Source organism: Pseudomonas sp. NPDC087615, from assembly GCF_044743445.1.
Taxonomy (GTDB): domain Bacteria; phylum Pseudomonadota; class Gammaproteobacteria; order Pseudomonadales; family Pseudomonadaceae; genus Aquipseudomonas; species Aquipseudomonas baetica_A.
The window spans coordinates 60,446-86,074 of record NZ_JBIUWM010000015.1; the positions used below are offsets into that span (position 1 = coordinate 60,446).

The window sequence follows — 25,629 nt, forward strand, 5'->3', positions numbered from 1 at the left end:
AAACCCTGTGGGAGCGGGCTTGCCCGCGATGGCGGCCCGCGCGGCGCCTGATTCTCAGGCCTGGCGCGATTCCTCTTCCAACTGATCCGACTCAAACAAGCGCGCCAGTTCTGCCCGGGCTTCCTGGGCGGTTTGCAGGACTTTGGCCGCGTCGTCGTAGACCGCGTGTTGCGCCTCCAGCACCTGTTCGTCGTGGTGCTTGAAGCGCTTGATCCGCGCATCGGCCTGAGCGTGTGTCAGCCCAAGACCGACCAACGTGCGCCGGCTCATTTCCAGGCTCGAATAGTACGTCTCTCGAATCGCTTCAGCGCCGATATCCACCAAGCGGTGCACATGCTGACGGTTACGCGCCCGGGCGATGATCTTCATGTGCGGGTAGAGCTTGCGCACGATCTCGGCGGTCTTGATGTTGGTGTCCGGATCATCCGTGGCAATCACAAAATATTCCGCCTCGCCGACCTTGGCGGCGTTGAGGATTTCCGGGCGCATCGGGTCGCCATAAAACACCGGCACGCCACCGAAACTGCGCGACAGTTCGATGGTTTCCACCGAGGTGTCCAATGCCACGAACTTGATGTTCTGTGCCCGCAGAATCCGCGCCACGATCTGGCCCATCCGGCCCATGCCCGCAATCACCACGCGCGGTGCATCGGTTTGGATTTCACGGAATTTTTCCGGCACCTCCACCGGTTGCACTTTGGGGCTGACCAGTCGTGCGCAGACCAACAGCAGCAACGGCGTCACCGCCATCGACAGGGTGATGGTCAGCACCAGCAAGTCGTAAAGGCGCGGCTCGAACAGGCCCTGATCGCGGCCGATCTTGAACACCACAAAGGCGAACTCCCCTCCGGCAGCCAGGACGATACCGAGGCGAATGGCACTGACTCTATTCAACCCACCCGCCAGACGCCCCACCACAAACAGCAATGGCAGCTTCAGGCCGATCAGCAGCAGCGTCAGCCCCAATACCGTGAATGGCGCATTCAGCAGCAGGCTAAGGTTGGCGCCCATGCCCACACTGATGAAAAACAGCCCGAGCAGCAGGCCTTTGAACGGTTCGATCTGCGCTTCCAACTCATGGCGATACTCCGAATCCGCCAGCAGCAGACCGGCAAGAAACGCCCCCAACGCCATCGACACACCGACCAGATCCATCAACCACGCCGTGCCGATCACCACCAGCAATGCCGTGGCGGTGGACACCTCCGGCAAGCCGGTTTTCGCCACCACTCGGAACACCGGACGCAGCAGATAGCGCCCGCCCACCACCACCACAGCGATCCCGCCGAGTACCTGTAACGCGTGATTCAGACTCTCGGCGCTACTGGTGTTCTCAGCGCTGCCGGCGAGCATGGGCACCAGCGCAATCAACGGGATCGCGGCGATGTCCTGAAACAGCAAAATCGCAAACGCCAAGCGCCCGTGAGGGCTGGTCAGTTCCTTGCGTTCAGCAAGGCTTTGCAGGCCGAACGCGGTGGACGACAGCGCGAGGCCAAGGCCCAGCACAATCGCGCTGTTGAGCGGTTGGCCGAAGACCGAGAGCGCCAGTACGCCGATTACCGAGGCGGTCAGCAGCACCTGCGCCAGACCAACGCCGAACACCGATTTGCGCATCACCCACAACCGTCGTGGCGACAACTCAAGGCCGATGATGAATAGGAGCAACACCACGCCCAGTTCCGAGATATGCGCAACGCTTTGCGGATTGCCGATCAGGCCCAGCACCGACGGGCCGATGATCACCCCGGCAAGCAGATAACCGATCACCGCGCCCAGTTGCAGGCGCTTGGCCAGTGGCACGGTGAGTACGGCCGCGAACAGAAACACGACAGCGGCTTGCAACAGATTGCCTTCATGGGGCATTGATTGACTCCTGACAGCGGTACGGCGGGGGCGACAAGGATAAGGTCTAGGCAGACCTCCAATCCACTGAAGATCCACTGTGGGAGCGGGCTTGCTCGCGAATGCGGCGGGTCGGTTGAAATAGATGTCACCTGACACATCACCTTCGCGAGCAAGCCCGCTCCCGCGGCGAGATCTTCGTGAAGCCTGTAATAATTTGCATCAATTGGTTACATTCATAATCTTTGTGAATCAATCCGCCGAGTCCTGCCATGGCCATCAACTTCGATCTCAACGACTTGCAAGCCTTTCGCGCCGTGGTCGAACAGGGCAGTTTCCGCAAGGCCGCCGACACCGTACGTCTGTCGCAACCGGCGCTGAGCCGGCGCATCGAAAAACTCGAAGACGCGCTTGGCGTAAAGCTGTTCGAACGCACCACCCGCAAAGTCAGCCTGACCCAGGCCGGGCGCGGTTTCATGCCCAGTGTCGAGCGTTTGCTGGATGATCTCGACGTGGCGTTGCTGGGGATCAGCGAAGTTGCCTCGACCCGATTGGGCCATGTCACTGTCGCCTGCGTGCCGTCCGCCGCTTACTACTTCATGCCGCGGGTGGTTGCCCGTTATCACAAGCAGTTCCCGCGGATCAAAGTCAAAGTGCTCGATTCCAGCGCTCACGACGTCCTCAGCGCAGTGGTCAACGGCGAGGCGGATTTCGGTTTGAGTTTTATGGGCACACAGGATGCCAAAGTCGATTTTGAACCGCTTGTGCAGGAGTGCTATGTGGTTGCCTGCCGGCGTGATCATCCGTTGGCCGGACGCAACAGCGTGACGTGGGATGAGTTCTATCAGCAGGACTACATCTCGCTGGACAAGACGTCCGGCAATCGTTTTCTGCTCGATCAGGCGTTGAGCGGTGTGGTGCCGCAGCGCCAAAGCATCTGCGAAACCCGGCATGTGACGACAATGATTGGTCTGGTGGAGGCCGGTCTGGGTGTGGCGGCGGTACCGATGATGGCGCTTCCGGGGCCGGATCATCCGATCCTGACGCGGGTGCCATTGACCGACCCGCAAGTGATGCGCAGTGTTGGTATCCTCAAGCGCCGGGGTCGCACATTGACCCCGGCGGCATTGGAACTGGAGCGGCTGGTGGTGGAAATGAAAGTCCAGCCGCCAACGATCAAGGCTTGACCGAATCCATCCCGGTGGCCTGCACGTCAGCCTGGGCGGCCGGTGCAGCGAGGTAGGCGAGTAGCGCCTTGGCTGCTTGCGGATGCTGTGCGCCAACTGGAATCCCGGCAGCAAACCGTGTGACCGACTGCACCGACTCAGGAATCTTTGCCACAAAACTCACCCCCGGCACCGGCAGCAACTCGCTGACCTGCTGAAAGCCCAACTGATAATCGCCCGTGGCAACGACCGAGCCCACGGGGATTTTCGTGATCATCTTCGCTTTTGGTTTCAGTTGATCTTCGATGCCCAGTTTCTTGAACAACTGCTGCTCGATGTATACGCCGCTGGCGCTGTCGGAGTAGGCCACCGATTGTGCGTCGAGCAGGGTTTTCTTCAGGCCTTCGACGCTGCTGATGTCCGGTTTCGGCGCGCCTTGGCGCACCGCCAGGCCGATCCGCGAATCCGCCAGTTCAACGCGTGAGGCCGGGTCGACTTTGCCCTGTTTGATCAAGTCGTCGAGCGCGTAGCCGACCATGATCACCACGTCGGCCTGTTCGCCGCGCGCCAGGCGATTAGGGATCGCTTCCGGGGACTTGCCCATCGACGGGCCAAGGATGGTGTCGAGCGTGTTGCCCGTCGCGGCGGCAAATTTTGGCCCGAGGATTTTGTAGGCGGCGGTGAAGCCGCCCGAGGTCATCACCCGTACCTCTTCGGCGTGTGCCAGTGCGCTGAAAGCGAGGAGGGCGAGGACAGTCAGGTTGAACAGTTTTTTCATGGCGATACGTTCCTTAAGCAACGGCAGGTTGCAGACGGCCGCCGGCGCGGCGATACAGATAGAGGGTGGCGCACAACGCGCACAGTGCACCGATGCTCATCCAGTAACCCGGCGCGGCTTTGTCGCCGGTGTACTGGATCAGGAAGGTGGACATCGCTGGGGTGAAACCGCCAAAAATCGCGGTGGCCAGGCTGTAGGCGAGCGAGAAACCGGCGACGCGCACCTCCACGGGCATGATCTCGGTGAGGGCTGGAATCATGGCGCCGTTGTACATCCCGTAGATAAACGACAGCCACAACAGCGACAGCAACATGTGGCTGAAACTCGGTGCCTGCACCAGGTAGGACAGCGCCGGATAAGTCGTGGCCAGCGCCAGCAGCGACATGGCGATCAGCAACGGGCGACGGCCAATGCGGTCGGACAGCATGCCGCCAATCGGTAACCAGAAGAAGTTCGACACGCCCACCAGCAAGGTCACCAGCAGTGCGTCGGAGGTGCTCAGGTGCAGCACGGTTTTGCCGAAAGTCGGCGCGTACACCGTGATCAGATAGAACGCGGTGGTGGTCAGGGCGACCATCAGCATCCCACCGAGCACTACGCCCCAGTTTTGGCCGAGAGTGCGGAACACTTCTTTCATGCTAGGGCGGTGTTTGCGCGCCGCAAACGCTTCGGTTTCCGCCAGGTTACGGCGCAGCACAAAGATGAACGGCACGATCATGCAGCCCACGAAAAACGGAATACGCCAGCCCCAATCGGCAATTACGTCCGGCGCCATCCAAGCGTTCAGCGCGTAGCCCAGCGCGGCGGCAACGATGATTGCCACTTGCTGGCTGGCCGACTGCCAAGCGGTGAAAAAGCCTTTGCGACCGGGCGTGGCGATTTCGGACAAATAAACCGAAACCCCGCCCAATTCGGCACCGGCCGAGAAGCCTTGCAGCAGCCGTCCGATCAACACCAGTGCGGGGGCGAACAGGCCAATGGTTTCGTATCCGGGCACCAGCACGATCAATATCGTGCCGCTGGCCATGATCGATAGCGTAACGATCAACCCTTTGCGACGACCGACGTCATCGATGTACGCACCGAGCACGATGGCCCCCAGTGGGCGCATCAAAAAGCCTGCGCCGAACACCGCAAAGGTCATCATCAGAGAGGCGAATTCACTGCTCGCCGGAAAGAACACCGCCGCGATCTGGGTGGCGTAGAAACCGAACAGAAAGAAGTCGAACTGTTCGAGGAAGTTGCCCGAGGTCACCCGGAAAATGGCGCCGGCCCGCGAGCCGCCGTGTGGGATTGAGGCTGTCATGACAAAGTACTCCACCGCTTTTATGACGTGCGCTACGGGGAAGCGGCGCACGGTTTTTATTGGGGTGGATAGTGGCGCAGGTGTAACAATCTGTTAATTGCATTGTTGGTATGGATTGATGCGCAAAGCGGATCAGTGAGGGGCGCTGAACCGCTCTGGGATCTGGCTTGCCAGCGATGGCATAAGTTTCGCCAATCAATCCATTGAACCTGTCGGCCTCTACTGCTGACCGTTTGCTTTCTCAGCGGCATTGCGAACGGTGAAGCTGCCATCCCAGTGCGGATCAATCCGCCGGATGCGCTCGTTCAGCTCAGGGTGGGTAGCGAACAGGCGACTCAGCGGGTTCGAGACGCCCGCGCTGAAATACAAGTGACTTTACTCACCGGCTCGGGCAGCACCGATAGATGAACCTTGCGCACCGATTTTTTTCAGGGCGCCGACGATGCTCTGCGGATTGCGCGTGAATTGGACCGCGCTGGCATCCGCCAGGAACTCGCGTTGGCGACTCACTGCTGCCTTGATCAGGCTGCCGAAAACATTACCGATAAATCCGGCAACGCAGAGCACCAGACCGAAAACCCCCAGCAGAATCATGATCCCCGAATCACGTTTTTCACCTTTATTACTTTTGAGTTGATTGGCGAGAATATAGGCGCCCGCAATCCCGAGGATCAGCAGGCCGTAGACAACCGCCACAAGTTGAGTGTTGAGCCGCATGTCACCGTTATAGATGTGGCTGAACTCATGGGCGATCACTCCTTGCAGCTCGTCTCGGGACAACAGTGAAATTGCGCCCTGGGTCACGCCGATCACCGCATCTTGGGGGGTGAACCCCGCCGCGAAGGCGTTGATGCTTTCTTCCGGCAACACATACACCGCAGGCACGACGGTACCTGAGGCAATCGCCATTTCCTCGACGATGTTCATCAGTCGTTGCTCATCCAATGTGTTGCCGTTGTCGCTGATCAACCGTCCGCCGAGTTTCTGGGCGACCACTTTTCCGCCCGCCCGCAGTTCGTGGTATTTCAGCAGGCCGCCGATCAGAACGATGCCGCTGACCACTGATGCAATGACGGCCATCGCCATGAGCGCATCCAGCAGGCTGCCGGTGCCGCTCAGGTAATTTTCGAATCCATGGAAGACGAAGGGCAGGCTGGTGAGGACTGTCAGAGCCAGCAGCGACAAGATCATCAGGTTCACCAAGCGTGTCGTCTGGCGTCTGGCCCTGCGTTGATTTTCAAAAAAATTCATGGGCCGTCCTTGGGTAACGAGGGTTAGAAAGAGACTTTCGGGGCGACCTTGATGGCCAGCGTGTCAGCAAATTTCAGCGGAGCCGCATCGGTACCATGACCGAAACCGGTTGCCAGCAGCACCGCAGGGAAACCCTGTTTGAGGGTGTTGTAGGTCATCACCGCATCGTTGTAAGCCTGCCGCGCAAAGCTCACTTTGTTTTCGGTGCTGCTCAGCTCTTCACTGAGTTGCTGCATGTTCTGCGAGGCCTTGAGATCGGGATAGGCCTCCAGCGTCAGGTGCAACCGACCCACCGCGCTGCTGAGCGTGCTGTCCGCCTGGCCCAACTGCTCGATGTTTTTTGCGTTGCGCGGTTGCGCTTGCGTGGCCTCAAGTACGGCCACTGCAGCGTTGCGCGCAGCGATGACCGCTTCGAGGGTTTCGCGTTCGTGGGCCATATAACCCTTGGCAACGGCCACCAGATTGGGGATCAAGTCGTAACGGCGCTTGAGCTGGACTTCGACTTGGGCGAAAGCATTCTTGATTTCATTTCGCCGCGCCACCAGCGAGTTGAAAAGGCTGACGGCATAGAGGGCGCAGAGTCCGAGCAAAACCAGACTGACGACGAGATAGGTTTTCACGGTGATGTCCTTGTTCACGCGGTGCGATTTTGCGCGGCATGGTAGCGCAAAAAAATCACGCTGACAGTGGATCGAGCTGATTACACATCGTTCGAACATCGCGCCATCCTGTGGGAGCCTGGCTTGCCTGCGATCGCGTCCCGACGGACAACTACAATCCCCCAGCCAGCCCCGAAAAAAAACAAGGAATGATTCCAGCACCGCGCAGTCGGAGTTCAGGTATCAGACATCTCAGGAGGTTCACCGATGAACAGCAAAACCCTAATCGCCAGCCTGGCCCTCGTCGCCGGCATCGCCGGGATCAGCCCACTCGTTCAAGCGGCGCAAACCTCAAGCGAACCCGCCGTGCAATCTCCGGTCAGTGACCGCGAGTTGAAGGTCAATGACCGCGCACCAGACGTTTATCAGCGCAGCGAGAAAGCCCTCGACTGGAAAGCCAAGGGCCTGAAAAAACCGGTCGATCAGGCCCAGTGGGTGCAGATCAATGACCAGTACGTCATGGTAATGATCACCAACGGCACGATTGTCGAGATGAAACCGGTTCCGCGTTAAACCCAGGATTCAAAAGCCCTGCGCCTTTAGACGCGCAGGGCTTTCCTCACCCAACCGATACTGATTATTCCCGCTGCGTTTGGCCTCATACATCGCCAGATCGGCAATGTGCAGCAACCGATCCATCGCCGTCGCATGATCGGGAAAAACCGCCACGCCAAGGCTGGTACCGATATGGCGCTGGTCGTTGCCGATGCTGATCGGTGGAGACAGTTCGATGAAGATCTTTTGGCAGATGCTGCGGGCTTCGTCCTGCAGGTTGATGCCGGGTGCGAGGTCTTGCAGGATCACCACGAACTCGTCGCCGCCGATGCGCGCGACGGTGTCGCTGGCGCGCAGGATGCGTTTCAGGCGAGTGGCGGTGGTGATCAGAACCCGGTCGCCGGCAGCGTGGCCGTACTGGTCGTTGATGGTTTTGAAACCGTTGAGGTCGACGAAGACCAGCGCCACCCGCGTGCAGCTCTGGCGCGCATGGTCCAGCGCTTCGCAGAGCCGTTCTTCAAGCACCAGCCGATTGGGCAGACCAGTCAACGGGTCGAAGTGGGCGAGGTGTTTGAGGTAACTGGCCGAGGCTTTTTCTTCGGTAATGTCGCGCACTACGCCCATCATTTTGATCATCGCGTCGTGTTCATTGCGCACCACATTGCCGGTTTCCCGTAGCCAGCGAATCGTGCCGTCAGGCCAGACCACGCGATATTCCTCGTCGTGGTTTTCACCGGTTTCCAGGCAACGCAGTTCGCCGGCGCGCACCCTGACGCGGTCGTCCGGATGCACGCAGGAACAGAACAACGCATAGGAGGGTGTCACTTCGCCGATGTTGAAACCGAACATGCCGTAGATCGCGTCTGACCAGTACAGCCGGTCAGTGTCGACTTCCCAATCCCATGTGCCGATCCGCGCGAAATACTGGCTGCGCTTGAAACGCTCGGCGTCGCCGTCCTGATGAATGTTCCGGCCTTCGGCGGCGCGCGTCAGCAGATCACGGTATTGGGCAAGCTGCTGGCGCAAACCACGCTCGCGCCAGATCAACAGGGCGATGACGGCAAGCATCACCGCGCCGATGGCAAGGCTGATAAAGAGCTGAGTCATTTGGGCGCTGCCAGCATGGCAAGTCGATCCGGGAAGTAATGGCGGTTGGCTATGTTAAGGGTTCATCACTCGGTTCGGATACCACGTTGATCGTCGCTGACGGCTTGCCAATACCCGGCAATTCTGGGAAAACGGCGGCCAGTTGAACAATAGAGTGAATGTCATGAATGATGAACTGCAGGTCATCGATCTTCAGGTAGGCGAGGGCAAAGCCGCCGTCAAAGGTGCGCTGATCACTACCCAATACACCGGCTGGCTGGAAGACGGCACGGAGTTCGATTCGTCCCACACCCGGGGCAAACCTTTTCAGTGCGTGATCGGCACTGGCCGGGTGATCAAGGGTTGGGATCAAGGATTGATGGGCATGCAGGTCGGCGGCAAACGCAAACTGCTGGTGCCGGCGCATTTGGGGTACGGCGAGCGGACGATGGGCAAGATCCCGCCGCATTCGAATCTGGTGTTTGAGATCGAGTTGCTGGAGGTTTTGACGCGGGAGGATTGAGGCTCGCACCCGTCTGTTACTCCAGCAGTCATGTGCCGATGCTTTCGCGAGCAAGCTCACTCCCACAGGTTTGTAGGGTGTTCACAAAATCCGCAAACCCCACCGATTCCTGTGGCAGCGAGCTTGCGAAGAGCCCTTCAAGGCCATCTCAAGAAATCGCCTTGCTCCCACGCCCAAACCGCTCCCGATACACCGACGGCGGCACCCCGACCACGCCACGAAATGCCACGCGAAAGCTCTCCACCGACCGATAGCCACAGCGCTCGGCGATTTGCTCGTTCTGTTGATCGGTGCTTTCCAGCAACTCCCGTGCTCGGGCCAGACGTTCGTGCTGCAACCACGCCTTGGGCGACTGACCGTTGGCCTCGCTGAAGCGCCGCAAAAACGTGCGCTCACTCATCGCCGCTTCACTCGCCAGATCGCGCACTTCCAACGGCTCGTGCAAACGCTCGCGTGCCCAATGCATAACACGCGACAGATCGTTGCGTGGCGTCGCGCTTACCGGGGTTGGAATGAACTGCGCCTGCCCGCCGGTACGCTGCGGCGACATCACCAGGCGTCGCGCCACCGAGTTGGCGACTTGAGTGCCGCAGTCCCGCGCCACCAGGTGCAGGCAGGCGTCGATGCCGGCTGCGCTGCCTGCCGAGGTAATCAACTGGCCGGCGTCGACGTAGAGCACATCCGGATCAACCGCAATCGCCGGATAGCGTTGCGCCAATTCCGTGGTGTAGCGCCAATGGGTGGTGGCGCCGTGGCCGTCGAGCAGGCCGGTGGCTGCCAGGACAAATACCCCGGAACAAATCGACAACAAGCGAGCGCCACGCTCATGGGCTTGCCGTAACGCATCGATCAAGGCTGGAGGCACCGCCGCATTTCGGTCGCGCCAGCCGGGAATGATGATGGTGCGTGCCTCGGCGAGCAGTTCCAGACCGCCGTCGGCCAACACCTGAATCCCGCCCATGGCGCGCATCGGCCCTTGATCGACCGCAGCAATCGCATGCTCGTACCAAGGAAAATCGAACTCCGGCCGGGCCAGGCCGAAGATCTCCACGGCGATGCCGAACTCGAAAGTGCAGAGGCCGTCGTAGGCCAGAATCGCGACCAGACCTGGTGATGTTGGCATTTGGCGGAAAATTCCCGATGAGTGTCTTGTCCGCCACTGTAGCGGCAGGCTGCGGCTCGATAAAGTCTGTTCATACCCGATCAGATGAAGGAGCAATACCCGATGCCCAGCCTTGTTCGCGAAATTCCTGCCGCTACCTCGGCGATTGCCCTGATGCATTTCAGCAACCGTCTGACCTTCGAAACCGATTGTTCCGACGTATTCAGCAGCCAAGAGGCCGGTGAGGTCGACTTTGTATTGGTTGATGTGCGCGGACCGTTGGCTTTCGAGCGTGGCCATGTGCCGGGCGCGATCAATATGCCGGGGCGTTTGCTGACGGCTCAAGGGTTGGCGAGCTACTCGAAAAACACGCTGTTCGTGGTCTATTGCGCGGGACCACATTGCAACGGCGCCAACAAGGCAGCGGTGAAACTGGCGGCGCTGGGTTACCCGGTCAAGGAAATGATCGGCGGCGTGACCGGCTGGCTGGATGAGGGATTTTCGCTCAGTGATTCGTCTGTTGCCGCAGTGTCACTCGGTTGCGAATGCTGACGCTTTTCAAGATTTTTTGAACGAAAGCAGCGCTTGTCCTACAGCCTTTGCACCACGACGGCGCACCTGTTGACCCCGGTCAGCCGGTGCGCCGATCTTCTGTAAGTATTTGTCGCTTAAAAACAATTTGCCCTGTGCGCGCCGCCATAGACTGCCGGCCACTTCGGTTTTTTGCCGTTAACTGGCCATGACCGAACGTTGAATCGAAGCTGCCAATAAAAGCCTCCGCACACAGGAGTTATAAATGAAGAAGCTAGTGATGTTTGGTGCCCTGGCACTGTCGATGTTGTCCCTGACCGCTGTGGCCGAAGACGCCAAGCCGATCCGCATCGGTATCGAAGCCGGTTACCCGCCATTCTCGATGAAAACCCCTGACGGCAAACTCGCCGGCTTCGACGTGGATATCGGCGATGCGCTGTGTGAGCAGATGAAAGTCAAATGTACCTGGGTCGAGCAGGAATTCGACGGCCTGATCCCGGCGCTGAAAGTGAAGAAGATCGACGCGATCCTGTCCTCGATGACCATCACTGACGATCGCAAGAAAAACGTCGATTTCACCATCAAGTACTACCACACGCCTGCACGTTTCGTGATGAAGGAAGGTTCAGGTGTCAAAGACCCGCTGACCGAGCTCAAAGGCAAGAAAGTCGGCGTACTGCGTGCCAGTACCCACGACCGCTACGCCACCGAAGTGCTGGTCCCGGCCGGTATTGATCTGGTGCGCTACGGCTCGCAGCAGGAAGCCAACCTCGATATGGTCTCCGGTCGCCTCGACGCGATGCTGGCCGACTCGGTCAACCTGAGCGACGGTTTCCTGAAAACCGACGCCGGCAAAGGCTTCGAATTCGTCGGCCCGACCTATGAAGACGCCAAATACTTCGGCGGCGGCGCCGGTATTGCAGTGCGCAAGGGCGATACCGCGCTGGCTGAGCAATTCAACAAGGCCATCACCGAAATCCGCGCCAACGGCAAGTACAAGCAAGTGCAGGACAAGTACTTCGACTTTGACGTGTACGGCCATTAATACGCCGTAGAAAAAAGTGGCCCCGTTAACGCGGTGGCCACTTTTTTACGCTCTGATCAACACGAGAACGTTGTGGGAGCGGGCTTGCTCGCGAATACGGTTTGACATTCAACCGCTTCGTTGGCTGATACACCGTATTGGCGAGCAAGCCCGCTCCCACAGGGGATCTCAGTGATCCGTTATTCAGGAGTTACCCATGCAACGCATCGACCATGTTCTGCCCTGGAGCCACCTGGGCAGCGAACGTTCCCTCAGCGTGTTTCGTTACGGCGCCGGCACCCGCAAGGTTTACATTCAGGCCAGCCTGCACGCCGATGAACTGCCAGGCATGCGCACTGCGTGGGAGCTCAAACAACGCCTGAACGAACTCGAAGCCCAAGGCCGTTTGCAAGGTGTGGTTGAGCTGGTGCCGGTGGCCAACCCGATCGGCCTGGATCAACACCTGCAAGGCGCGCACATGGGCCGTTTCGAACTGGGCAGCGGCAAGAATTTCAACCGTGCCTTCGTCGAGCTCAGCGCCCCGGTGGCGGCGTTGATCGGTGATCAATTGGGCGCCGATGCTGACGCCAACATCGCGCTGATTCGCCAGGCCATGGGCCAGGTCTTCGATGACCTGCCGGCACCGGCCTCGCCACTGGAAGCGCTGCACCGGTTGTTGCTGCGCCATGCCTGTGATGCCGACATCACCCTCGACCTGCATTGCGATTTTGAAGCCTCGATTCACCTCTACGCGTTGCCGCAACACTGGCCGCGGTGGCAATCGCTGGCGGCGCGGTTGAAGGCTGGCGTGGCGTTGCTGTGTGAGGACTCCGGCGGCAGTTCGTTCGATGAGTCCTGCTCGACGCCCTGGTTGCGCCTGGCGCGGGCGTTCCCCAACGCGGCGATTCCACCGGCCAACCTCGCGACAACGCTGGAGTTGGGCAGCATGGGCGATACACGCGTCGATCAGGCCCAGGCCAATTGCGAGGCCATTCTCGGGTTTCTCGCCGAACAAGGGTTCATCAGCGGCGAATGGCCGGCAACGCCGAAAGAGTGCTGTGAAGGCATGCCGTTCGAAGGCACCGAATACCTGTTCGCGCCGCACCACGGTGTGGTGAGTTTCCTGCGCAATGCGGGCGAGTGGGTAGAGAAGGGCGATGCGTTGTTTGAAGTGGTTGATCCGTTGCAGGATCGTGTGACCACGATCCACGCCGGCACCAGCGGGGTATTGTTTGCGATTGATCGCGGGCGCTATACCGAGCCGGGCATTTGGCAGGCGAAAGTGGCGGGGCGAGTGCCGTTTCGCACGGGCAAACTGACGAACGACTGACAGATTTTTGCTGTGTTCAAGGTCCTCTTCGCGAGCAAGCCCGCTCCCACGGGTTTTGTGAGTGGCACAGATTATTGTGCGAGCTGGCTTGCCAGTGAAGGCGACATCAGCAACCCCCCGTCATTTGGAACCTCGCTTCAGGGTGTTAGGCTCACCCCAAACCCTGCACCCCGTGAAGGAAAACTTATGTTGAAGGTGTTTGCTCTGTTGACCCTGCTGGCGTCCAGCGCTGTTCAGGCTCAAACCACTCTGCAAAGCGATCTGCCGCTCAAGTACATCGAACAAGTTCACCCAGACGCCGATCCGCGTCCGCTGGTGATATTCCTGCACGGCTACGGCAGTAACGAGGCCGATCTGATCGGCATGAAATTCCAGCTGCCGGCGCAGTACAACTACCTCTCCGTGCAGGCTCCGTTGGCGTTGGGTGAAGGGCGATTCCAGTGGTTTCGCAAAAAAGGCGAAGGCGCCTACAACGGCGAGACTGATGATCTGAAGGTCAGCGGTCAGAAGCTAAGGGATTTTGTCGCGCAAGCGGCGAAGAAATATCACACCACGCCGGACAAGGTGTACCTGATCGGTTTCAGTCAGGGCGCCATGATGACCTACGAGGTGGGACTGCGCCCACCCGTGGTCGTGGGCGGCATCGCGGCGTTGAGCGGGCGTTTATTGCCGGTGTTGAAAACCGAGCTCAAGCCTGAACAACAACCGCTGCCGCTGAGCATCTTCATCGGCCATGGCACCGCCGATGATCGCGTGCCGTATCGCGACGGCACGGCCGCCAACGAGCGGCTGCAGAAGCTCAAGTACACACCGCAGTTTCACGCTTATCCCGGGGTCGGCCACAGCATCAGCGCGGCCGAACTGCGGGATCTGAATGGCTGGTTGCAGCAGCTCAATCCTTGAGGATGGTTTTCACCAGCGCATCGTGACCTTGCTTGTCGCTGACCCGCGAGATCACCTGGACCAGTGCCATCTTCGTACCGGAACCGGCCATCAACGTGGTGTTGAGCGTCTGGCCGCCGCCCTGGGTGGCGGTGCTGTCGACCTGACGCAGGCCCAGACCAGTGCCTTTGCGGGTCAGGCTTTTTTCGCTGAGTTTGTTGAAGTCTGGCAAGGCTTTGCGCTGGGCGTCGATGAAGTCAGAGACGCTACCGTCGAGGAACTCGCTGTCGTTGTCCTTGACGTTGTTGCCTTCGGGAATCTGGTTTTCGGCGGCGATGACCACGGTTTTAGTCGCCTGGTTGGTGTACATGGTGCCCTTGGCGCCGGTCGGGCTAGCGGGTAGCGGGTCGGCAACGAAGCCTTTGGGCAGCACGAAGGTGAACTTGCCGCCCAGCATCGAGACCTTCTCGGTGGCGGCTTTTTCCTTGGGCTTGGCCGCCTGAGCGTTGATGGCGCCTAGACCGGCGACAGCCGCGACTAACAGGACGACGGCTTTTTTGCTCAGCAATGACATGGGAATCTCCGGTGAATGGTCGCGCGAGGCGGGCGATCATCCCACGGAGCATGCAGGGCATTCCAGCGCGATTCGTCTGACGGGTTATTGCGTCTGTTGCCTGGGGGCGGGGCGGGCCAGTAGCCGCTTGGTGACGCCCAGCATCGCCACCGACACCGCCACTCCCAAGGCAAATCCACCAAGGCCCAGGCTCGGCAATGTCAGTGCCGAGACCAGACAAAACGCCGAAAACGAATACATCCCCGTCGCGGTCGCCCGTAGCAGCGCGGCGGTAAATTCAGGGCCACGGGTTTGCTGGGAAAACACCGCCATCACACTGCCAAGCACCGGGAACACCGCAAGCAGGCCGCTCCAGCGTTCGCCGACGGTACTTGCGAGCATGGTCACCACCAGCGTCAGCGCAGCGCCGGCGAGCATCCGCCAGATCAATCTGTCCGACTTCGGAACCGGACTGCTGAGCGGCGGCTGCACGTTGGGAAACAGGTAGGGCGCCGCCAGTAGGGCAACCGCCGCCGCCAGCACCGAAAACGGCATTGATGCCGGAATCAGTGACAGTACCAGCGCCAGCAAGGCCCAGACCGTCAGGGAAATGCTCAACGCCCAAGGCCAGTTGGCCCGCTGCGCGACCTGCGCGTAGGTGATGCAGAACGCAATCATCGCGAACATCGCTGACAAAGCGGCCACCGCTGATTGCGCGGCAAACGGCGCGCCCTGTTCGATGGCGAGGAAAAACAGGATCGGCCCAACGACCACCGGCAACCCCGACAGCCACCCGGCCACGCTCGGCCCCCAGCGTTTACCCGCCAAAGATATCAGCAGCAGAAAACCGGGAATCAACAGCAACTTGAGGATCAGCACGCAGGTGTCTCCGTCCGGTGAGAGGCGGTCACGGTAGCATCGCTGTCAGTGGATTGCTGCACACGTGGGTATTTTTTGTATACAAAGTCTCGGAGGCATACAGGCTATGCTTCGTCTATCAGGGTTTGCCGGAGTCGATGACGTGATGAGCAGAACACAGAATGTCTGGCGTGGGTGCTGCGCCATCGGCTTGTGGGCCTTGCTGGTGGCACCTGCCTGGGCCAACTGGCAGGACGAAGTGCCTGGCGCCAAAATCATCGGCACCGGTGATTTCAGTGTGTTCGGTTTCGACGTTTATAACGCGCGGCTGTGGAGCGCCGCGCAGCCTCTGGTGGACGGGCAGCCCTTTGCCCTGGAGCTGATCTACCTGCGCAAGATTTCTCGCGACGATCTGGTCGAGGCCAGTGTTGATGAGATCAAACGTCTGGCGGGTTCTTCCATCAGCCCGGCGCAACTGGCCGTCTGGCAGACGCAGATGCAGCAGGCGTTCGTCGACGTCCGCGCAGGCACCCGCATTACCGGGGTTTATTTGCCGGGGCAGGGGGCGCGGTTTTTTGTTGGCCAACAGTTGCAGCACGAAATCGACGACCCGCAGTTCGCCCGCGCATTTTTTGATATCTGGTTGAGTCCACGTACACGCAGTCCCGAATTGCGTCAGCAACTACTGGGTGTGGCCGGATCTTGAGCTTTCATCACAGGGGGCGAAACGTCTAAGCTGCGTCTTTCGACTTGTTTCTGGATGTGTGCGTGAAATTCAGCTTGCCCAAAATCGCCACCGCGCCGTTTTGCCCGCCGGAAGTGGCTGGCAGCGTTGCGGTAGATCCCAATGCCTCGTTTTTCAAGCGCGTGCTGCGCTTCGCCGGCCCTGGCTTGCTAGTGTCGATCGGCTATATGGATCCGGGCAACTGGGCGACGGCAATCGAAGCGGGTTCGCGGTTTGGCTACAGCCTGCTGTTTGTCGTGCTGCTGGCGAGTCTGGCAGGCATGGTCGTGCAATGCCTGTGTTCGCGTCTGGGCATCGCCACCGGCCGCGATCTGGCGCAATTGTCCCGCGAGCGCTACAGCACCCCGACGGCGCGGCTGCAATGGGTGTTGGCGGAGATCTCGATTATTGCCACTGACCTTGCCGAAGTCCTTGGTTGCGCGCTGGCGTTTCACTTGTTGCTTGGTTGTTCGCTGACTTTCGGTATCGCGCTGACAGCGTTCGATACGTTGCTGGTGTTGGCCCTGCAGAATCGCGGGTTCCGCCGCCTCGAAGCGATCATGCTGGTGTTGGTCACCACCATTGGCGTGTGTTTTTTCGTTGAATTGTTGCTGATCAAGCCGTACTGGCCGGACGTGGCTCAGGGCTTCAAACCGTCACTGGCCGCCATCAGCGACGCCGCGCCGTTGTACCTGGCAATCGGCATTCTTGGTGCCACCGTCATGCCGCATAACCTTTATTTGCACACGTCCATCGTGCAGACACGAATGATCGGTAAGGATCTGGCGAGCAAACAGGACGCGGTGAAACTTGCGCGCATCGACACCATCGGTTCGCTGGCGTTGGCGTTGTTGGTCAACGCGGCGATTCTGATCCTCGCGGCGGCCGCTTTTCACCAGTCCGGTCATACCGACGTAGTAGAGATCCAGGATGCCTATCACTTGCTGGACCCACTGGTTGGCGGCGCGCTGGCCAGCGTGCTGTTCGGTGTGGCGTTGCTCGCGTCTGGGCAGAGTTCGACCTTTACCGGCACCATCGCCGGCCAGGTGATCATGGAGGGATACCTGAATCTGCGGATTCCCTGCTGGCAACGGCGGCTGATCACTCGAGGACTGGCGCTGATTCCGGCGTTCATGGGTGTTTGGCTCATGGGTGACGGCGCAGTGGGCAAATTGCTGGTGCTCAGCCAGGTGGTGTTGAGCCTGCAACTGCCGTTTGCCTTGTATCCGCTGATTCGCATGACCAACGACAAGAAACTGATGGGGCCATTCGTGAACCGCTGGCCGACCCGTGTGCTGGCGTGGGGCTTGTTTGTGCTGATCAGCGGGGCCAATAGCTGGCTGATTTTGCAGTTGGCGGTCTGAGCGTCTGACTGAGTAATCAATTCGAACACCTTCGCGAGCAAGCCCGCCCATGCGATGTAGGGGGGGCGTTTGAGGCTTGCCGTGAGGTCCATTCGTCTCCTCTTTCCACAACCACCTTGCCTCTGCCGATGCAATCGGTGAATATGCCCGCCATATAGGGGTAGGGGGTATAGGTATGTCGCACATCCACGAACACAAAGACGAACTGCTTAACCGCGTAAGGCGCATTGCCGGACAGGTTCAAGCGGTGGAGAAGGCGCTGGAAGGGGACGCCGACTGCGCCAAGACGTTGCACCTGGTGGCGGCGATTCGCGGCGCGGTCAATGGCTTGATGGAGCAATTCATCGAAGCCCACACCCGCGAACATGTGGCCCATCCTGATCTCAGCGACGAGGCGCGTGCCCAAGGCGCAGAAGACCTGTTGCAAGCCATCCGTCGCTACTCCAAATAGAGCGCCATATCATGACCCTGACCTCCAAGGCTGACCCGTTCAGCCACGATCACCAGTTTCTTGGCGCCTCCCACGACGACAATGCCCGTCGCACGTTATGGGTGGTGGTGCTGACCTTTGTGATGATGATTGGCGAAATCGCCGCAGGTTACATCACCGGTTCCATGGCGCTGTTGGCCGACGGTTTCCACATGGCGACCCATGCCGGCGCGTTGGGCATTGCGGCGGCGGCCTACGGGTTTGCCCGGCGTAATGCCAACAACCGCCGCTACAGTTTCGGTACCGGCAAGGTCGGTGACCTGGCAGGATTCGCCTCGGCCATGGTGCTCGGTCTGGTGTCACTGGCGATTGCCGGTGAGTCCATTGTGCGGCTGTTCCAGCCCACCAGCGTGGCATTTGGCGAGGCGACGGTGATTGCAGTGGTGGGGCTGGCGGTGAATCTGGTCAGCGCTTTTTTGCTGATGGGGCACCACGGTCATGACCATGGGCATCACCACGACCACGGTCACGATCATCATCACCATCACGACAACAACCTGCGTTCGGCTTACGTCCATGTGCTGGCCGACGCCCTGACGTCGGTGCTGGCGATTGCCGCGTTGCTGGCCGGGCGCTATCTCGGCTGGGTGTGGCTGGACCCGACCATGGGTATTGTCGGCGCCATTGTCATCGCCAAATGGGCCTACAACCTGATGCGTAACAGCGCTGCCGTATTGCTCGACGCCACCGATGAGCCGGTGGCCGCCGAAATCCGAGAGTTGTTGGAAACCTCGGGCGATATGCGGATCAGCGATCTGCACGTCTGGCAGGTCGGCCCGCAGGCGCGGGCGGCGATTGTCAGCGTGGTGGCAAGTGCAGGTATCACCGCTGAGGCCGTTCGCGAACGGCTGGCGCCGGTGCATGAGCTATCGCACCTGACCATCGAATTGCACAGCGCCTAACGCTGTACCTCGCTGAACAGTGGAATGCGCCCGTTAAGAGAAGGGCGGTAGTGCCAGCTCAGGCGATCAAGATCGATGCCGAGATCGACGATTGCCTTGACCGTTGCGCTGGCAATCGTCATCGCCAGCGCTTGCCCCGGACACTGATGGCGACCGCTGCCAAAACTGAAACTGCGGCGGTTGGGGCGATCCAGTGCAAACCGGTCGGGGTTTTCATTGAGTGCAGGATCACGGTTGGCCGAGGCCAGTAGCAGCACAATCACCTCGCCCGCCTCAAGGCGAATCCCGTCGATGTCGCAGGAGGTCGCGACAAATCGCCGGGTGTTCTGCACCGCAGGGTCGAAGCGCTGCACTTCAGCCAGTAGCGCCTCAATGGAGGCTGTGCGTAGCGCTGGCGCTCGCCGCAAAGCCACCAGCGCATTGCCGATCAATCCTGCGCACGCTTCAAACGTCTGTGAGCAGAGACCGATCAGGTTGGCGATCAGGGTTTGCTCGCTCCCCTCGAATCGCTGCGTGATGCCGGCCAGCAAAGTCGTTTGCTCCCGCGGGCCGGCGAGCAACTCAGTGAAATATCCGTGCAACTGCTGCGCCGCTGCGTGGGCGGCCGCCAGTTGCACGTCATTGCTCAACGGTGACAGGCACGCGACAAAATCCCCGGTCAACTCACTGATTGCCCGAGCCTGTGCGGGAGCGAACCCGAGCAACACCGCGACTACACAGACCGGCCCCCTGAACATGGCTTTGTGTACGCCATCGGCGTTCGCGCAGATCAGGCGTGCGTTCACCAACGCCTGAACTTCACCGCTGTTGATCAGCGTCAATGCCGGCTCGATGGCCGAACGTGGACAGCGCTGGTGTTCGTCCTCGTTCATCCGCATCAACTGGCCGAAGACTTTACCGGCCATGCCCTCGGCAATCGCTTTGGGCACCGGCTCGTGTGCCGGACGCACCCGACACTCGGCATGAGCCAGTACCGCACAAACTGCACGGGCTGTGCTGGCGACCCACAATTTCAGTTCGGGATGAAACATCAGCCCACCCTCGGCGCGCAGTGTTTCGTAATACGGGTAGGGGTCGGCATGAGTCGCAGCGATGATCGGGTCCATGTTTGTAGCCTTGTCGGAGGGGAAAGTGTTGCTACTATCTCCAGACCGTAACGGCGATGATTCGTCGGGGAGCGAAATATGCACGCAGAACATCAAGACATCGGCGTCTCGCAAGTGGCCGCCGCCATCGCGGAACCGGCCCGGACGAAAATCCTCTGCGCGCTGATGGACGGTCACGCCCGCACCAGCACGGAGCTGGCGGCTATCGGCGAAGTCAGTGCGTCCACCGCCAGCGCGCACCTGAGCAAACTGAAGGATCTGGCGTTGGTGCGTCTGCATGTGCAGGGCCGCCATCGTTATTACAGCCTCGCCGACAAACGCGTCGCCCGGGCGTTGGAAGCCCTGATGGTGATTGGCCAGAGCGCCGCGCCGACCTTCAAGCCGCACACGCCGGATCGCCTGCAATTTGCCCGCACCTGTTACGACCACATGGCCGGAACGTTGGCGGTGTTGCTGCATGACCGTTTGATCGATGCCGGGTGGCTGGTGGAAACCGACGAGCAGGCGTATCGCTTGAGTGACAGTGGCGCGGCGTTATTTGCAGGGTTGGGTATTGAAGTGCAGGACTTGAATGCACTGCGCCGCAAGTTTGCCTGCCCGTGCTTGGACTGGAGCATGCGCCGGCCGCACTTGGGGGGTTCGCTGGGCGCTGCGCTGCTGCAAACAGCGTTGGAGCGCAAATGGGTGACGCAGGATCTGGACAGTCGGGCATTGGCGCTGACAGCGGCGGGGCACAGAGCGCTCAGTGCGCGATTCGGTATCGAGTTGGCGGCGCAAGCAAAGATCAAAAAATCGCAAGTCGCGGCAACGCCTGCAGATCACAGCGTTCCCCTTTAGCTGCCGTAGGCTGCGATCTTTTGATCTGTTTTTGCAGCTTGTGCCAATCCAATAGACTCGATACTGTATATGCAACCAGTAAAGAGCCTTCGCCATGCAAATCATCGACAAGCTCAGCATCCTCGCCGACGCCGCCAAGTACGACGCATCCTGCGCGAGCAGCGGTGCGCCCAAGCGCAGTTCCGAGGGCAAGAGCGGATTAGGCTCGACCGATGGCATGGGCATTTGCCACAGCTACACGCCGGACGGGCGCTGCGTCTCGCTGCTGAAGATTCTGCTGACCAATTTCTGTCTTTATGACTGCCAATACTGCGTCAACCGCCGTTCCAGCGACGTGCCGCGTGCCCGTTTCACGCCGGAAGAAGTCGTGGCGTTGACCCTGGATTTCTATCGGCGCAACTGTGTCAGCGGGCTGTTTCTCAGCTCCGGGATCATCCGTTCGGCGGACTACACCATGGAGCAACTGGTGCGGGTTGCGAAGCTTCTGCGTGAAGAGCACGAGTTTCGCGGTTACATCCACCTCAAGACCATTCCCGAAGCCGACCCGGCGCTGATCGAGGAGGCCGGACGTTACGCTGATCGCTTGAGCGTCAACATCGAGTTGCCCACCGATGCCAGCCTGCAAACCCTGGCGCCGGAGAAACAGATTGTCTCGATCAAACAGGCGATGCAGACCATCTACACCGGTGAGCAGACCGTGCGCAACGAACCACGCGCGCCTAAATTCGCGCCGGCCGGACAAAGCACCCAGATGATCGTCGGGGCCGATGACACCGACGACAGCACCATCCTCCACAGTGCGCAGGCGTTGTACGGCAACTTCCGGCTGCGCCGGGTTTACTATTCGGCGTTCAGTCCGATCCCCGACAGCCCGAAAAGCGTACCGCTGGCTGCGCCCCCCTTGATGCGTGAGCATCGGTTGTATCAGGCCGATTTTCTCTTGCGCAGCTATGGCTATAGCGCCGGTGAGCTGCTCAAGGGGCCGGGGAATCTGGCGCTGGATATCGATCCGAAACTGGCGTGGGCGTTGCAGAATCGCGAGGTGTTTCCGCTGGACCTCAATCGTGCTGAACCGGCCCTGATCGCCCGTATTCCCGGCATTGGCCTGCGCACCACCGAACGCCTGGTGGAGCTGCGCCGACAGCGGCGGATTCGCTACGAGGACGTAGCGCGCATGCGGTGCGTACCGGCCAAAGCCAAGCCGTTCATCATCACCAGCGATTACCATCCGCAGCAAGCCGAGGTCACCAGTCATATGCTGTATCAGCAATTGCGCGACCGGCCGATGCCGCAACAGATGGGGTTGTGGGGATGATCGATCTGGATTGCGATGACCTGTTCGACACCTGGCGGCAACAGGCTCGCTGGTTACTGAGCCATGAAATCGATCCGAGCCTGGTGAGCTGGGCCTCGGAAGGGGTGGGCGATCTGTTTGCCGGCGACCAGTCTGTGCCTAAAGGCCAAGGGCCGTTTCAGGCGCGCATCCCGCGTACCTTGCTCGACACCCTGGAGCGTGCGGCCAGTTATCGGGGCGATCAGCGCTGGAGCCTGCTGTATGAAGTGTTGTGGCGCGTCAGTCATGGCGACCGCACGGCGATGATGGCGGGCGACAAACTGGGCAGTGAATTGCAGCGACGGATCAAGCAAGTACAGCGCGAAGCGCATCACCTCCATGCATTCGTGCGCTTCATCGAGCGACCGAAAGATCTGCCAGGGCCGCAATACGTGGCGTGGCATGAACCGGCCCACGACATCCTGCACCGCGCCAGTGAGCATTTCGTCGCACGCATGGGCCGCCACCGCTGGTTGATTGCCACACCCCGTGACGGGGTGTATTACGACGGCGAACAATTGATTCATCAGCGCCGGTGCCCCGTGGAGTGGCAGCAATTGGCGCAGAACGTCGATGATCCGCATGGCGATCTCTGGTTGACCTATTACAGCCACATCTTCAACCCGGCGCGGTTGAATCCAAAAGTCATGCAAGGGCATTTGCCGGTGCGCTTCTGGAAGAACCTGCCGGAGGGGGAGTTGATTCCCGGGCTTATTACTCAGGCGCGCATGGGCAAGCAACAGGATGGGCAAGCGAGCGGGATTGCTGGTCGGTCGGGTAAACGTATTGCGCATAAATAAAAGATCAAATAAAAAGCCCCCACGGATCACTCCGCGGGGGCTTTCGTACATCAGCGGTTAGATCAAACCTTGACGATCCAGCCCGCTGGCGCTTCGATGTCGCCGGTTTGCACGCCGGTCAGCTCTTTGTAGAGCTTCTGGGTCACCGGGCCGACTTCGGTTTCGCTGTGGAATACGTGCAGATGGTCGTTGTAGCTGATGCCACCGATCGGGGTGATCACGGCAGCAGTGCCGCAAGCGCCGGCTTCCTTGAAGTCGGAGAGCTTGTCGATCAGCACATCACCTTCAACCACTTCCAGGCCCAGACGCGATTTGGCCAGTTCGATCAGCGACAGACGAGTGATGCCCGGCAGTACCGATGGCGACTTCGGGGTCACGAATTTGTTGTCCTGGGTGATCCCGAAGAAGTTGGCCGAACCGACTTCCTCGATCTTGGTGTGGGTCATCGGATCCAGATAGATAGCGTCGGCGAAGTGGGCTTGCTTCGCTTTGGAACCGGGCATCAGGCTGGCCGCGTAGTTCCCGCCGACCTTGGCTGCACCGGTGCCTTGTGGGGCGGCGCGGTCGTAGCTGGAAATCTGGAAGTTGTGCGGGGTCAGGCCGCCTTTGAAGTAGGCGCCAACCGGGATGCAGAAGATCGAGAAGATGAACTCGGGAGCAGTACGCACGCCGATGTTGTCACCCACGCCGATCACGAACGGACGCAGGTACAGCGCGCCGCCAGTGCCGTACGGCGGGATGAAACGCTCGTTGGCGCGAACCACAGCCTTACAGGCTTCGATGAACTGCTCGGTTTCCACCATTGGCATCAGCAGACGCGCGCAGCTGCGTTGCATACGCAGGGCATTCTGGTCCGGGCGGAACAGGTTGATCGAACCGTCCTTGCAACGATAGGCCTTCATGCCTTCGAAGCACTGCTGGCCATAGTGAAGGGCCGTCGAGCCTTCGCTGATGTGCAGCACGTTATCTTCGGTCAGGGTGCCTTTGTCCCACTCGCCATCGCGAAAGTACGACAGATAGCGTTTGTCGGTCTTGATGTAGTCAAAACCCAGCTTGTCCCAATTGATGCTTTCGTTACCCATGACACCCTCTATCACTGAACAACCGTCGAAACGGTTCAAGGCTTCTGACGTTTTTTGGATGGGCACAACAATACTTCATTCTTGAGCGGTTTCGCAGCCCGGACTATCGGATGACAGACAGATAAATCGTGTTGGCCTCAAGAATTCGCCACCAAGCCCGCACACATTTGAAATGCATTCCCCCTGTGGGAGCGGGCTTGCTCGCGAAGAGGCCATCACTGCCACCCTCCTTTACAGATGCAACGCATGTCCAAGAGCACGCAGCGCCGCTTCCTGCACCGCTTCACCCAGTGTCGGATGCGCGTGAATCGTGCCACCAATGTCTTCCAGGCGCGCGCCCATTTCCAGGCTCTGCGCAAACGCAGTCGACAATTCGGAAACGCCGACACCCACCGCCTGCCAGCCGACAATTACATGATTGTCCCGACGAGCGACCACCCGCACAAAGCCGCTTTTCGACTCCAGAGTCATCGCCCGGCCATTGGCGGCGAACGGGAAGCTGGCAACGATGCAGTCCAGCCCGGCTGTCTTGGCCTCGTCCGGCGTCTTGCCGACCACCACCAGTTCCGGGTCGGTGAAGCACACGGCAGCGATGGCGGTCGGGTTGAATTCGCGGGTTTTGCCGCTGATCAGCTCGGCGACCATTTCGCCTTGAGCCATGGCGCGGTGAGCCAGCATTGGCTCGCCGCTCAGGTCCCCGATGGCGTAGACGTTGCGCATGCTGGTCTGGCAGCGGCTGTCGATCTTGATCGCCGAGCCGTTCATCTGCAGATTCAGCGCTTCGAGGTTCCAGCCCTGAGTGTTGGGTTTGCGACCGACTGCGACCAGCACCTGATCGGTTTCCAGATTAAGGGTGTCGCCGTTCGGATCACGCACCTGCAAAGTGCCGTCGAAACCCAGAACACTGTGCTTGAGATACAGTTTTACGCCCAGTTGCTTCAGCGCTTCGTGCACCGGTTGCGTCAGTTCGGCGTCGTAGGCCGGCAGGATGCGATCCTGCGCTTCGACCACACTGACCTCGGCACCGAGCTTGCGATAAGCAATACCCAACTCCAGACCGATGTAACCGCCACCGACCACCACCAAACGCTTGGGCACTGACTTTGGCGCCAGAGCTTCGGTGGAGGAAATGATCGGACCGCCAATGGGCAGGATCGGCAAGTTAACGCTGGTGGAACCGGTGGCCAGCACCAAGTGTTCGCACTGGATGCGAGTGCCAGCCACTTCGACGGTTTTGCCGTCGATGACGTCGGCCCAGCCTTGGATGACTTGAACCTTGTTCTTTTTCAGCAGGGCGGCGACGCCTGTGGTCAGGCGATCAACAATGCCATCCTTCCACTCGACGCTCTTGTTAATGTCCAGCGTCGGTGCCGAAACGCTGATGCCCAGCGCCGAATGCTGATGGTGATGCTGAGTCTGATGAAACTGCTCAGCCACATGGATCAGTGCCTTGGACGGAATGCAGCCGATGTTCAGGCAGGTGCCGCCCAGCGATTGGCCTTCGACCAGTATCGTCGCTATACCCAGTTGTCCGGCGCGAATCGCCGTCACATAACCGCCGGGGCCGCCGCCGATGATCAGCAGCGTGGTGTTCAAAGTTTGCAT

Annotated in this window: 26 protein-coding genes; 14 read left to right on the plus strand and 12 right to left on the minus strand. The window is 59.9% G+C overall.

The genetic code is table 11. The features are described from left to right. Nucleotides 1–54: 54 nt before the first annotated feature. Complete coding sequence (locus ACIOU6_RS10020; RefSeq protein WP_221733637.1) at nt 55–1,863, minus strand: monovalent cation:proton antiporter-2 (CPA2) family protein; 1,809 nt, start codon at nt 1,861–1,863, stop codon at nt 55–57. A 251-nt stretch (nt 1,864–2,114) separates the two neighbouring features. On the opposite strand from ACIOU6_RS10020, the gene ACIOU6_RS10025 reads away from it, so the two are divergent. After that, the gene (locus tag ACIOU6_RS10025) at nt 2,115–3,029 is read left to right on the plus strand and encodes a LysR family transcriptional regulator (protein ID WP_401135804.1); all 915 of its coding nucleotides are present in this window, start codon (nt 2,115–2,117) and stop codon (nt 3,027–3,029) included. Here ACIOU6_RS10025 and ACIOU6_RS10030 read toward each other — a convergent pair. From ACIOU6_RS10030 to ACIOU6_RS10045, 4 genes are all read right to left on the minus strand, one after another. Further along, nucleotides 3,019–3,786, minus strand: a complete 768-nt coding sequence (locus ACIOU6_RS10030; RefSeq protein WP_401135807.1) for a substrate-binding domain-containing protein — start codon at nt 3,784–3,786, stop codon at nt 3,019–3,021. The two genes, ACIOU6_RS10025 and ACIOU6_RS10030, sit on opposite strands and share 11 nt — an antisense overlap. Before the next feature lie 13 nt (nt 3,787–3,799). Next, entirely contained in the window at nt 3,800–5,092 is a 1,293-nt protein-coding gene (locus tag ACIOU6_RS10035) for an MFS transporter (protein ID WP_401135810.1), read from the minus strand. Between the two features lie 375 nt (nt 5,093–5,467). After that, nucleotides 5,468–6,343: a M48 family metalloprotease gene (locus tag ACIOU6_RS10040; RefSeq protein ID WP_401135812.1), complete on the minus strand. Its 876-nt coding sequence runs from the start codon at nt 6,341–6,343 to the stop codon at nt 5,468–5,470. Nucleotides 6,344–6,366: 23 nt separating this feature from the next. Further along, entirely contained in the window at nt 6,367–6,963 is a 597-nt protein-coding gene (locus ACIOU6_RS10045) for a LemA family protein (RefSeq protein ID WP_401135815.1), read from the minus strand. A 246-nt stretch (nt 6,964–7,209) separates the two neighbouring features. Between ACIOU6_RS10045 and ACIOU6_RS10050 the strand changes: the two genes are divergently transcribed. Next, the gene (locus tag ACIOU6_RS10050; RefSeq protein ID WP_221733632.1) at nt 7,210–7,515 is read left to right on the plus strand and encodes an RcnB family protein; all 306 of its coding nucleotides are present in this window, start codon (nt 7,210–7,212) and stop codon (nt 7,513–7,515) included. A gap of 9 nt (nt 7,516–7,524) precedes the next feature. Here the strand turns inward: ACIOU6_RS10050 and ACIOU6_RS10055 are convergent, their stop codons facing one another. After that, nucleotides 7,525–8,604 carry a diguanylate cyclase domain-containing protein gene (locus ACIOU6_RS10055; protein WP_401135819.1) on the minus strand — a complete coding sequence of 360 codons (1,080 nt, stop codon included), beginning with the start codon at nt 8,602–8,604 and terminating at the stop codon, nt 7,525–7,527. A gap of 163 nt (nt 8,605–8,767) precedes the next feature. Between ACIOU6_RS10055 and ACIOU6_RS10060 the strand changes: the two genes are divergently transcribed. Next, the gene (locus ACIOU6_RS10060; RefSeq protein ID WP_221733630.1) at nt 8,768–9,106 is read left to right on the plus strand and encodes an FKBP-type peptidyl-prolyl cis-trans isomerase; all 339 of its coding nucleotides are present in this window, start codon (nt 8,768–8,770) and stop codon (nt 9,104–9,106) included. Between the two features lie 148 nt (nt 9,107–9,254). On the opposite strand, the gene ftrA is transcribed toward ACIOU6_RS10060, so the two are convergent. Next, on the minus strand, nt 9,255–10,229 hold the full coding sequence (ftrA, locus tag ACIOU6_RS10065; protein ID WP_221733629.1) for a transcriptional regulator FtrA: 975 nt from the start codon (nt 10,227–10,229) through the stop codon (nt 9,255–9,257). 102 nt (nt 10,230–10,331) lie between these two features. Between ftrA and ACIOU6_RS10070 the strand changes: the two genes are divergently transcribed. The 4 genes from ACIOU6_RS10070 (at nt 10,332) to ACIOU6_RS10085 (ending at nt 13,996) form a co-directional block, all read left to right on the plus strand. Further along, nucleotides 10,332–10,760: a rhodanese-like domain-containing protein gene (locus ACIOU6_RS10070; RefSeq protein WP_401135822.1), complete on the plus strand. Its 429-nt coding sequence runs from the start codon at nt 10,332–10,334 to the stop codon at nt 10,758–10,760. A gap of 244 nt (nt 10,761–11,004) precedes the next feature. Beyond that, on the plus strand, nt 11,005–11,784 hold the full coding sequence (locus tag ACIOU6_RS10075; RefSeq protein WP_221733627.1) for an ABC transporter substrate-binding protein: 780 nt from the start codon (nt 11,005–11,007) through the stop codon (nt 11,782–11,784). 196 nt (nt 11,785–11,980) lie between these two features. Continuing rightward, nucleotides 11,981–13,093, plus strand: coding sequence for a succinylglutamate desuccinylase/aspartoacylase family protein (locus ACIOU6_RS10080; RefSeq protein ID WP_221733626.1), 1,113 nt, complete (start codon nt 11,981–11,983; stop codon nt 13,091–13,093). A gap of 186 nt (nt 13,094–13,279) precedes the next feature. Further along, nucleotides 13,280–13,996: an alpha/beta hydrolase gene (locus ACIOU6_RS10085; RefSeq protein WP_401135826.1), complete on the plus strand. Its 717-nt coding sequence runs from the start codon at nt 13,280–13,282 to the stop codon at nt 13,994–13,996. Here the strand turns inward: ACIOU6_RS10085 and ACIOU6_RS10090 are convergent. Further along, nucleotides 13,986–14,549, minus strand: coding sequence for a hypothetical protein (locus ACIOU6_RS10090; RefSeq protein ID WP_221733624.1), 564 nt, complete (start codon nt 14,547–14,549; stop codon nt 13,986–13,988). The genes ACIOU6_RS10085 and ACIOU6_RS10090 overlap by 11 nt on opposite strands. 84 nt (nt 14,550–14,633) lie before the next feature. Further along, nucleotides 14,634–15,407 (minus strand): hypothetical protein, encoded by a 774-nt coding sequence (locus tag ACIOU6_RS10095; protein ID WP_221733623.1) that lies wholly within the window; start codon nt 15,405–15,407, stop codon nt 14,634–14,636. A gap of 145 nt (nt 15,408–15,552) precedes the next feature. Here ACIOU6_RS10095 and ACIOU6_RS10100 point away from each other — a divergent pair, with 145 nt between their 5' ends. From ACIOU6_RS10100 to dmeF, 4 genes are all read left to right on the plus strand, one after another. Next, nucleotides 15,553–16,092, plus strand: a complete 540-nt coding sequence (locus ACIOU6_RS10100; RefSeq protein WP_221733622.1) for a chalcone isomerase family protein — start codon at nt 15,553–15,555, stop codon at nt 16,090–16,092. A 62-nt stretch (nt 16,093–16,154) separates the two neighbouring features. Further along, nucleotides 16,155–17,474, plus strand: coding sequence for an Nramp family divalent metal transporter (locus tag ACIOU6_RS10105; RefSeq protein WP_401135830.1), 1,320 nt, complete (start codon nt 16,155–16,157; stop codon nt 17,472–17,474). A gap of 175 nt (nt 17,475–17,649) precedes the next feature. Next, nucleotides 17,650–17,925, plus strand: a complete 276-nt coding sequence (locus ACIOU6_RS10110) for a metal/formaldehyde-sensitive transcriptional repressor (protein ID WP_042559693.1) — start codon at nt 17,650–17,652, stop codon at nt 17,923–17,925. Between the two features lie 11 nt (nt 17,926–17,936). Then, nucleotides 17,937–18,866: a CDF family Co(II)/Ni(II) efflux transporter DmeF gene (gene dmeF / locus ACIOU6_RS10115; RefSeq protein WP_401135833.1), complete on the plus strand. Its 930-nt coding sequence runs from the start codon at nt 17,937–17,939 to the stop codon at nt 18,864–18,866. Here dmeF and ACIOU6_RS10120 read toward each other — a convergent pair. Then, nucleotides 18,863–19,972, minus strand: coding sequence for a cytochrome P450 (locus ACIOU6_RS10120; protein WP_221733619.1), 1,110 nt, complete (start codon nt 19,970–19,972; stop codon nt 18,863–18,865). The two genes, dmeF and ACIOU6_RS10120, sit on opposite strands and share 4 nt — an antisense overlap. A 78-nt stretch (nt 19,973–20,050) precedes the next feature. Here ACIOU6_RS10120 and ACIOU6_RS10125 point away from each other — a divergent pair, with 78 nt between their 5' ends. The 3 genes from ACIOU6_RS10125 to ACIOU6_RS10135 all read left to right on the plus strand — a co-directional run bounded on the left by ACIOU6_RS10125 (nt 20,051) and on the right by ACIOU6_RS10135 (nt 22,942). Beyond that, the gene (locus tag ACIOU6_RS10125) at nt 20,051–20,809 is read left to right on the plus strand and encodes an ArsR/SmtB family transcription factor (protein WP_401135837.1); all 759 of its coding nucleotides are present in this window, start codon (nt 20,051–20,053) and stop codon (nt 20,807–20,809) included. A 94-nt stretch (nt 20,810–20,903) separates the two neighbouring features. Further along, nucleotides 20,904–22,124 carry a putative DNA modification/repair radical SAM protein gene (locus tag ACIOU6_RS10130; protein ID WP_401135840.1) on the plus strand — a complete coding sequence of 407 codons (1,221 nt, stop codon included), beginning with the start codon at nt 20,904–20,906 and terminating at the stop codon, nt 22,122–22,124. Further along, on the plus strand, nt 22,121–22,942 hold the full coding sequence (locus ACIOU6_RS10135) for a TIGR03915 family putative DNA repair protein (protein ID WP_221733616.1): 822 nt from the start codon (nt 22,121–22,123) through the stop codon (nt 22,940–22,942). Before ACIOU6_RS10130 ends, ACIOU6_RS10135 begins: the two co-directional genes overlap by 4 nt. A 62-nt stretch (nt 22,943–23,004) precedes the next feature. Here the strand turns inward: ACIOU6_RS10135 and ACIOU6_RS10140 are convergent, their stop codons facing one another. Then, nucleotides 23,005–24,024 (minus strand): branched-chain amino acid aminotransferase, encoded by a 1,020-nt coding sequence (locus ACIOU6_RS10140; RefSeq protein WP_221733615.1) that lies wholly within the window; start codon nt 24,022–24,024, stop codon nt 23,005–23,007. A gap of 231 nt (nt 24,025–24,255) precedes the next feature. Then, the gene (lpdA, locus tag ACIOU6_RS10145) at nt 24,256–25,629 is read right to left on the minus strand and encodes a dihydrolipoyl dehydrogenase (protein WP_221733614.1); all 1,374 of its coding nucleotides are present in this window, start codon (nt 25,627–25,629) and stop codon (nt 24,256–24,258) included.